The sequence below is a fragment of the Levilactobacillus yiduensis genome, from assembly GCF_024718525.1.
Lineage (GTDB): Bacteria > Bacillota > Bacilli > Lactobacillales > Lactobacillaceae > Levilactobacillus > Levilactobacillus yiduensis.
On sequence record NZ_JAMXAZ010000028.1, the window covers coordinates 25,595 to 33,867 of the forward strand.

General features: G+C 41.7%; 8 protein-coding genes. All 8 read right to left on the reverse strand.

Annotated features, from left to right (window positions below):
* Positions 1–47: 47 nt before the first annotated feature.
* The 8 genes from NGM66_RS12355 to NGM66_RS12390 all read right to left on the reverse strand — a co-directional run bounded on the left by NGM66_RS12355 (position 48) and on the right by NGM66_RS12390 (position 8,152).
* The gene (locus NGM66_RS12355; protein ID WP_208909225.1) at positions 48–260 is read right to left on the reverse strand and encodes a hypothetical protein; all 213 of its coding nucleotides are present in this window, start codon (positions 258–260) and stop codon (positions 48–50) included.
* A 64-nt stretch (positions 261–324) separates the two neighbouring features.
* Positions 325–537 (reverse strand): hypothetical protein, encoded by a 213-nt coding sequence (locus NGM66_RS12360; RefSeq protein ID WP_208909224.1) that lies wholly within the window; start codon positions 535–537, stop codon positions 325–327.
* A 162-nt stretch (positions 538–699) separates the two neighbouring features.
* Positions 700–1,710, reverse strand: a complete 1,011-nt coding sequence (rfbB, locus tag NGM66_RS12365) for a dTDP-glucose 4,6-dehydratase (protein ID WP_208909223.1) — start codon at positions 1,708–1,710, stop codon at positions 700–702.
* 90 nt (positions 1,711–1,800) lie between these two features.
* The gene (locus tag NGM66_RS12370) at positions 1,801–2,778 is read right to left on the reverse strand and encodes an LCP family glycopolymer transferase (protein ID WP_208909222.1); all 978 of its coding nucleotides are present in this window, start codon (positions 2,776–2,778) and stop codon (positions 1,801–1,803) included.
* 454 nt (positions 2,779–3,232) lie between these two features.
* A complete protein-coding gene (locus NGM66_RS12375; RefSeq protein ID WP_208909221.1) occupies positions 3,233–4,648 on the reverse strand; it encodes an oligosaccharide flippase family protein in 1,416 nt (471 codons plus the stop codon).
* A gap of 8 nt (positions 4,649–4,656) precedes the next feature.
* Positions 4,657–5,775, reverse strand: coding sequence for a UDP-galactopyranose mutase (glf, locus tag NGM66_RS12380; RefSeq protein ID WP_258115748.1), 1,119 nt, complete (start codon positions 5,773–5,775; stop codon positions 4,657–4,659).
* Positions 5,768–7,042: an O-antigen ligase family protein gene (locus NGM66_RS12385; protein ID WP_208909219.1), complete on the reverse strand. Its 1,275-nt coding sequence runs from the start codon at positions 7,040–7,042 to the stop codon at positions 5,768–5,770. Before NGM66_RS12385 ends, glf begins: the two co-directional genes overlap by 8 nt.
* An 84-nt stretch (positions 7,043–7,126) precedes the next feature.
* Positions 7,127–8,152 carry a glycosyltransferase gene (locus tag NGM66_RS12390; protein WP_258115749.1) on the reverse strand — a complete coding sequence of 342 codons (1,026 nt, stop codon included), beginning with the start codon at positions 8,150–8,152 and terminating at the stop codon, positions 7,127–7,129.
* Positions 8,153–8,273: the final 121 nt, after the last annotated feature.

Genomic DNA, 8,273 nt, shown 5'->3' on the forward strand with positions numbered 1-8,273 from the left:
TTGGCAATTTCTGCGCCAAGCAACTTACCTTACGAACGTCACATTGCTTAGTGATGCGGGAAGATTACGCGGGCGTGAATCATTTGTTGGCGAATACGTTCCAGGTTCATGGCGTCCACTTCATCCGGCGAATGCCGTTGGAGATTCCGTTTTAGTTCGCGGTCGCCTCCTGGTTCATTGATGAACTCAAGAATGGCGTCGCGTTCTTTAGAATCGATATCATACTCTAGGTGGTCAATCGTTTGCTTTGATTCTGTCATGGATAGCCCCTTCTCAATTGGCAACTCCTGCGCCAAGTAACTTACCTTACTAACGATACACTGTTCAGTGATGAGGAAAAATGACGCAGGCATGGATCATTTGTTGGCGAATTAGTTCTAGATTCTTAGCATCCACTTCATCCGGAGAATGTCGCTGGAGATCCCGTTTTAATTCACGGTCACCACCGGGCTTGTTGATAAACTTAAGGATGGCATCACGTTCTTCGGGATCGATATCATATTCTAGGTGATCAATCTTTTGCTTTGATTTTGTCATGAATAGCCTCTCTCATTAAGTCACGATTCTGAAAAAATTCGGTCCTATCAGAAGCGTTCACCCAGTATACCATAAACGCCACCTAACGTCCTGAAACAAGCATACTGGATCACCTGTCACCCGACTAGCGAACGCCCGTTTTTCATTGATTAAACTCCTAATTTACTGGCCATTCTGCCGATAATCTGCTTCTACTGTGGCCTTACTTCCCTGCCACCAATCCGGATGCGTCCGGTACCAGGCGATGGTCTGCCGTAATCCCGTTTCAAAGTCCGTGACTTCCGGGTGCCAGCCCAATTCATCACGCAGGCGACTGGCGTCGATGGCGTAGCGGACATCATGCCCTGGTCGATCCTTGACCCAATCGAAGGCATCCGCGGGCTGGTCCATCAGCTTTAAAATCAACGCCAAAACGTCCCGATTACTGCGTTCGCCGTTGGCCCCAATCAAATAGGTCTCCCCCACCGTTCCCCGCGTGAGGATCTCCCAGACGGCTCGAGAATGGTCAGTCACGTGAATCCAGTCGCGGACGTTGGCCCCGTTACCGTAGAGCTTGGGACGACGACCACTCAAGATGTTGGTGATTTGGCGGGGGATAAACTTTTCAACGTACTGGTACGGCCCGTAGTTGTTGGAGCAGTTGGAAATCGTTGCCCGCAGTCCAAATGAGCGGACCCAGGCATTCACCAGCAGATCGGCACTGGCCTTGGTTGCCGAATAGGGACTGCTCGGTTGATAGCGGGAGGTCGGCGTGAATTTGGCCCCCACCCCATTTTGCCGTAGCGGCAGGTCCCCGTAGACCTCGTCCGTGGAGATTTGATGAAAGCGCACGTCGTACTGGCGACACGCCTGCAGGAGAGTATAGACCCCCAGGATGTTCGTCTGCATAAACGGTGCCGGATCACGCAATGACCGGTCGTTGTGGCTCTCGGCGGCGTAGTTCACCACAGCATCGACTCGCCGAACCAGTCGATCGACCACCGTGGCATCGGCAATGTCACCCACCACGAGCTGTACCCGATTGGCTGGCAGTCCGGCGAGATTCGCCCGGTTGCCGGCATAGGTTAATTTATCCAGTACCGTCACGTGAACGGCCGGGTGCTGGGCCACCACGTAACGGACAAAGTTAGCGCCGATGAAGCCGGCGCCGCCAGTGACTAGTAAGTTTTTCATGCGCGCTTCCTCCTTAAAATGATTGTAACGCAAAAACGAGAAACAAGGGGCCGCCCTCATTTCTCGTTTGATTGTGATTTAACTGAACACTTACTTCGTGGTAGCAGCCTTAACTTGCTTAGCAGTGAAGACAGCGGCTTTCCCGGTCGTCTTGTGTGATAAGCTCAAGCCCTTACGCGTGAAGTTCGTTACCCGTTGTAACTCAGACTTCTTAACAACCTTCATGGTCTTGTTGTTCAAGCGGTGCATGCTCCCATGGAGGACCGTCTTAGAAACGCTCTTCGTGGCAACACGGTAGTTCTTAACCAACTTGGTCATTTCGTTAAAGGTCAAATCAGTCTTCATCGCACCAGCTAAGGAGTTGATGAAGCCTTGGTTGAACAAGGTCTTAAAGGTTGCACTCTTCTTCAAGACTGCAGCTAAGACAGCTTGTTGACGAGATTGCTTACCAGCGTTGGTTCCCTTAGGGTCGCCCTTGTAAGCAGCAACGTAGGCCAAGGTCTTGTTGCCCTTCAACGTGGTCTTAACACCCTTCTTGAAGGAGTAGCCAAAGTTAGAGAATGTGGCGTTAGACTTGACCGTCACACCGCCACCCTTGTTGACAACTTTCTTCAAGGCGCTAGGCTTCAGAACTGCGTAAAAGTCAACTGGCACGTTCAAAGCATTTTGCGTGGTGTTGATGGAACTGTTGATGCCGCCCCACTTGTAGGCATCCTTCATCCGTGAAGGGGCCTTCTTAGCGTGACCAGAAACCCGAACGGCAGTGGTATGTGGAATACTCGTCACCGTCGTCTTCTTAGTGGATGGGTTCATCGTGATCAGCATTTGGCTGTCGGCACTAGTCTTGCTATCAGCACCAACCAAGAGTAAGGAAACTGGCTTGGTCTTTTTGACCTGCTTAACTTCACTCCGACGACGCGTCGCAGCTGAGGCGACGAACGAACTGTTGATGGCGTTCTTGATACTGCGGTAACGGGTCATCCCGTAAGCAGAACCACCAAGCAGAACGAACAATGCGGCAACCATGACAGAGTTGCGAACCGTATGCTTCTTGTTTCTATTTTGCATTTGTCTGATACACCTTTCCTTTGCACGAAAGCAAATATCGACGAATAATTAAATGGGTGATGTAATCCTGTCGTTAAGTATGACTTACGCTATTGACTGCCGGCAGCAATAATCTGTGTATTGAACAGAAGACGACAAACTCACCCACGCCTTACCCGCGAAACTTAATTCCGATGCGCTATTTTCATTAACTAGCAACATCTGCGAATCCGGCCAATCAATTAACCATTTCATGCAATCGTCTCAGTAACGATTAAAGAAATGATAATAGTACTAATGATACTGTTAATTGATTGCAATTACAACGATTATCGGACGGATTCATCAGATTGTTACCAATTAAATCTCGAACAATGTTCTCAACGGTTCCAACCTGCCGTTGAGGGTTTACCTCCACCTTGTGTGAACTGATGCTCTGCCTCCTAATCTGACACTTTGTGTTTATCAAATTACACTAATGTCTTACTAGCCGTATAGCCTTTTTAACTATATTTGCACGTAATACAATTAGCATAAGAGCATAGATGAATGCTCCAGTAATCACTTCTAAAGCCAATGCTCCCCATGAAGCCGATAGCTTTCGATCCAGGAGATTTACAATTGCGAACATTATCAAGCCAGCTGGAAAATACTTGCTCGTATCCACAAGCAACTTACTGATTGAAACCTGCTTACGCACAACCCACAGCTGATAAGCTGTAACAGTTGTTTCCGATAATACTGTTGCTACCGCAGCACCTGTAGCTCCCCATACCGTAATCAATGGAATGTTGATTGCAATATTGACAATAGCACCCAAAAACACTGACTCCGTATATGACTTTGTCTGATTCGTAGGTAGAAGATACTGCGTACCAATTGCATTACTCCACGCAATCAGCAAAATAACAATTGCTTCAATTGTCATTAATGGAATCACTGCTCTAAAACGTCCAGTGAAAAAAAGTGGAACAAACTTTGGCGCTACCGCCATTATTCCGAAGAACATTGGAAAAGCAATCGCTGAAACAAACGAAAAGCTCTCATACAAATACTCCCGTGTCCTTTCATGTTCCCCTCTAGCAAATGCACTGGCAACATGGGGAAGCATGACTGTTCCAGTGGCAGTCACAACAGCCAGAACGACTTTGATAATCTTATCAGATTGATCAAAGTATCCTGCGGCTTGGACTGACGTCATTGATCCCAACATCGTCTTGTTAACAACCAAGTAAACCTGGGTCGCAATCTGTGGAACAAAGAGCTTCAAGGAAGGCAGTAAATGCCGACTTAAATTTAGCTGGTGCAAGACCGGCCTGCCAATATACTTTTTTAGACTTGGAAATAGGGTCAAATTCCCTAATAACAACGAAAGAGATAGGATTAAAATATACAGTCCCAAATCTGATTCATTTTTCACAAAAGCAAAAATACTAATCAACGTTGCAATCTTTACCACTAAATTTTTTAGTACCGTTACTGCAAAATTTTCGACGCCCATGAAAAACCATGAAATATCAAAAATCACCGCAATTAAAGATACAGACTGTGCTAAATAATATGTCTGATAATGATTTGTTAGCGATAAGAATACAAAAAAAGCTAACATGGCTAACGAAATAGTTAAAAGCCGCATAAAGAATATTTCATAAAAGGTTTTCGTTAATTCTTGTCGATTTCTACGAACATAGGCAACCTGGCGATTACCATATAAACCAACTCCTATACTGCCGAAAAGAATAAAGTATTGAATTACCGAATTGGTATAAGCATTAATTCCGACACCCGTCGGTCCCAAAACACGAGATAAATATGGCGTAGTGATTAAAGGAACTAACAAGATGAATACTTGATAAAAAGCATTATACAAATAATTCTTAACGACCTGCATCGCTTCACCTAATCTCCAAATTCTCGATGAGCTACCTGTAAAGCAGCCATAATTGTCTGGTCCATATTATAATAACGATATTGTCCTAAGCGGCCACCAAAAATAACGTTTGGCGCTTTTAACTTTGCCAGCTCTGTATACTGCTTATACAAAGTTTTGTTCTGCAAGTTGTTTATCGGATAATAAGGATCATCCCCCTGATGCCACGCCTGGGGATATTCATGCGTAATAACTGTTCTTCCCTTGTTTCCTTTACCAAACTCAAAGTGTTTATGTTCAATGACACGAGTAAATGGATGTTCTGAATCAGTATAATTGACTACTGCATTTCCTTGATAGTTATCTGTATCCTTGACCTCAGTCTCAAACCTGAGACTCCGATAAGCTAAGGCACCTAGCTTATAATCAAAAAACTGGTCAATCATTCCAGTATAAATAATCTTGGTATTCGAATCGGCAGCCAAGTTACGATGCTTAAGATAATCTACATTAGTTTTGACACTAATCAAAGGATTGTCTAGGAGTTTCTCAACAATCTGCGTATAGCCACCAATTGGGATTCCCTGATACGGATCATTAAAATAATTATTATCATACGTAAAGCGAACCGGTAACCGCCGGATAATGAACGCTGGCAGCTCAGTCGCTGACTGTCCCCATTGCTTCTCGGTGTATCCCTTAACTAGCTTTTCATAAACATCAGTTCCAATCAAAGAAATTGCCTGTTCTTCAAGATTGGTAGGATTATCAGTTAGCAGAACTGCTTTCTTCTGTTCGTCGATCTTAGCTTTTGCTTCATCAGGTGTGATAACCCCCCAAAGTTTATTGAAAGTATTCATATTGAATGGCAGATTATAAATCTCACCATGATAATTGGCAATTGGACTATTAACATAGTGATTAAAATCAGCAAACTGTCGAACATAGTCCCAGATATTCTTCATTTTCGTATGAAAAATATGAGCGCCATACATATGAACTTGGATTCCCTCAACTTCCTTAGTATAGATATTTCCAGCAATGTGGTTTCTTTTTTCCAAGACTGTAACCTGATTGCCGCGCATTGCAGCTTCATGCGCGAATACAGATCCGAATAACCCAGCACCGACGACTAAATACTTACTCATTTTTCTCACTTCCTGCCTTTTTAAAAATAATTTCTGCCCAAATATAACTTAATAGCATCGTGTATATGTAGACATTATCCACAATAGTTACTACAAATAGAACAAAGGAAATGACGGCCAAACCAAATAATTTTTTAGACTTTGCCAATGTTAAAAAGGTTGGCACTATCTGAAATAGTCCTGCCAAAATCCCACCATATGCAAGAGTTTCCATTAGTCCGCTAGAAAACCCTCCGTTTCCATTCATGACTAATCTACTAGGATCCATATACGCCATAATTGAATCGTAGTTACCAAAGCCATTACCTATCAACGGATGATCTTTCCAAGCATAAAATCCTGCCTGTATATCATTCCATCTAATATTGACCGACCCAGCACCTCCACCTTGTATTTTCCTTAATAAAATTATCCGTACAAGTATACCAACTAGCAGCATCCCCAACGTCACTATAATAACTTTTAGAATTAAAGGTGCCTTATTCTTAACTATCAACATATCATAAACAATCGCTAATAATGCAACAATGGTTCCCGTCGTTGAAGTCGTTGTCAATATTGTAATTACTAGTAGTAAAATCTCGTTTTTTCTTTTTTTAATTAATCTCTCATCAACAAATAAAAGAATCAACAAGCCAATTGAAAGCACGTACGAATACATTGGTGCCTCGACGAACAAGCCAGTATTTCGAACCATATTGATGCCTAAAAAATTAGTGCTACCTTGAGAGATATAATGTACCCCCAAATACCCAGGTACTTGATGGTATCCTCCCCATTGAATAGCCGTGTTCATAGTTGTCGGCACTCCAAGCATGGCCAAGAGCCAAAAAATTAAGGAAACCATAGCCAAAGCAAGCATAATATTTTTATAAACAATAAATAAGTACGCACCGTTTTCAAAACTAATCTCACCGAAAAAAATGGTTACTAACATAATTGGTGCCACTAAATAAAGAATTACAGTTCCTTTTGGTAGTGCAGTAACCTGATATGTTATACCGAGTATACAAACCTCAATCAACGAAAATAATAGTAAAAACAAAAGAAGACGTGTAATGTCAGTCTTAGATAAGAAAATCTTGATTACGCTACGAAAAAAGATAATTAACGTTAATATTAGCCAAAGAATTTGTACTTTTGCTAAATGATTCCCTGCACGATAAAATACACTGTTGCATTGTAAGATAGTAATTGCTATAAAGAAATAATCCAAAAGAACCGTAATCGGATGCCTAACAGCCCCCTTAACTTTTTCTCGATTCATTAAAATTATCCCCCCTTGCCCTTGCAAAGATTATTAGAATGACCCTCGCCCTTTCTCTCGACCCAATGTAAAAAGGTTACCGAGTCACTTCATAAATGACTTCTCAGCAAGCCTCACTGCTCTCAAAGTATAGTATCCCTTTACAACTTTTTTTTGTATTCCTCTTACATTTTTCTGCATTTGCTCATACTCAGAAGAACCAAGCTTTTCCAAAACTAAGTCTACTTCGTCAAGAGATGACACTAGTAATCCAATAGAGTTGTTCTCAACAAACTGTGCTGCTGCCGCATCCCTCCAAATAATAACTGGGATCCCTGCGGCGATGTAAAAAGACAGTTTATAGGGATTGTTATACAATAAATAACTCCCACTAGAAATATTGGTCGCATCAATAAATTCGGCAGATTCTCCATCCCAAATAAGGCCAAATCCATTATCTATTTTTCTTATGAGAACATTCGAATCGTAACTTCCCTGATAGGACTTCATTAAAGTCTTATTTTCTTTTTTTATAGGTCCATAAAAACTATATTCAGTTTTTTTATGCAGCAAATCAAAGATAAATTCAGACTTATTCAAATTTCCTGCAAAGGAAACTTTTTTTGAGAAAAATACTCTCTTTTCAGCAACATCCACATCTGTCAGGTAATCAAACAAATTTAAATTTACAATGTTACTTTTAACACCACTATTAACAAGCTTTTCTGACATAACTTTATTAGGTGATATTATAGCGTCAGAGTAATTAAGTAATCTTGTTTCATAAGATATTCCTTTATAAAAAGGCTGCTCGAATCTCAGAGCATCAATGTCATGTATAAGGGTAATCAACTTTATATTTAATCGTCTCAGTCGTCTCACAAGAATTTGATCAAACAATACTCCCATATCAGTTGGATAATTAATTATTAATTTGTCTCCTTCATGCAGCCAATTCAGCACATCACTAACACGCGACCATGAAAACAAAAATTTTTCTTTCTTTCCATTCAAAATGGGCACACTAATCGACTGAATCATATCACGTCTTAGTATTTTAGCAATATCGCTTCTGGGTTTCGTTAGCCCATCATTACTAACCATATCGCGTACTATATTTAAACAATACATTGTCATCTTTACTAACCCACCCTTAAAAGTACTTATGAAATAATGCCCGATTTAAAATTGAAGTGCAACACCCCTTAAGACATTAAGGGTAAACAAATAGGCCATGGAGACCTATACTTTT

Excerpts from the sequence above, each read along its gene's own strand:
- NGM66_RS12360 (WP_208909224.1), bottom strand. The coding sequence starts at position 537 with ATGACAAAATCAAAGCAAAAGATTGATCACCTAGAATATGATATCGAT.
- NGM66_RS12370 (WP_208909222.1), bottom strand. The coding sequence starts at position 2,778 with ATGCAAAATAGAAACAAGAAGCATACGGTTCGCAACTCTGTCATGGTT.
- rfbB (WP_208909223.1), bottom strand. The coding sequence starts at position 1,710 with ATGAAAAACTTACTAGTCACTGGCGGCGCCGGCTTCATCGGCGCTAAC.
- NGM66_RS12375 (WP_208909221.1), bottom strand. The coding sequence starts at position 4,648 with ATGCAGGTCGTTAAGAATTATTTGTATAATGCTTTTTATCAAGTATTC.
- NGM66_RS12390 (WP_258115749.1), bottom strand. The coding sequence starts at position 8,152 with ATGTATTGTTTAAATATAGTACGCGATATGGTTAGTAATGATGGGCTA.
- glf (WP_258115748.1), bottom strand. The coding sequence starts at position 5,775 with ATGAGTAAGTATTTAGTCGTCGGTGCTGGGTTATTCGGATCTGTATTC.
- NGM66_RS12385 (WP_208909219.1), bottom strand. The coding sequence starts at position 7,042 with ATGAATCGAGAAAAAGTTAAGGGGGCTGTTAGGCATCCGATTACGGTT.
- NGM66_RS12355 (WP_208909225.1), bottom strand. The coding sequence starts at position 260 with ATGACAGAATCAAAGCAAACGATTGACCACCTAGAGTATGATATCGAT.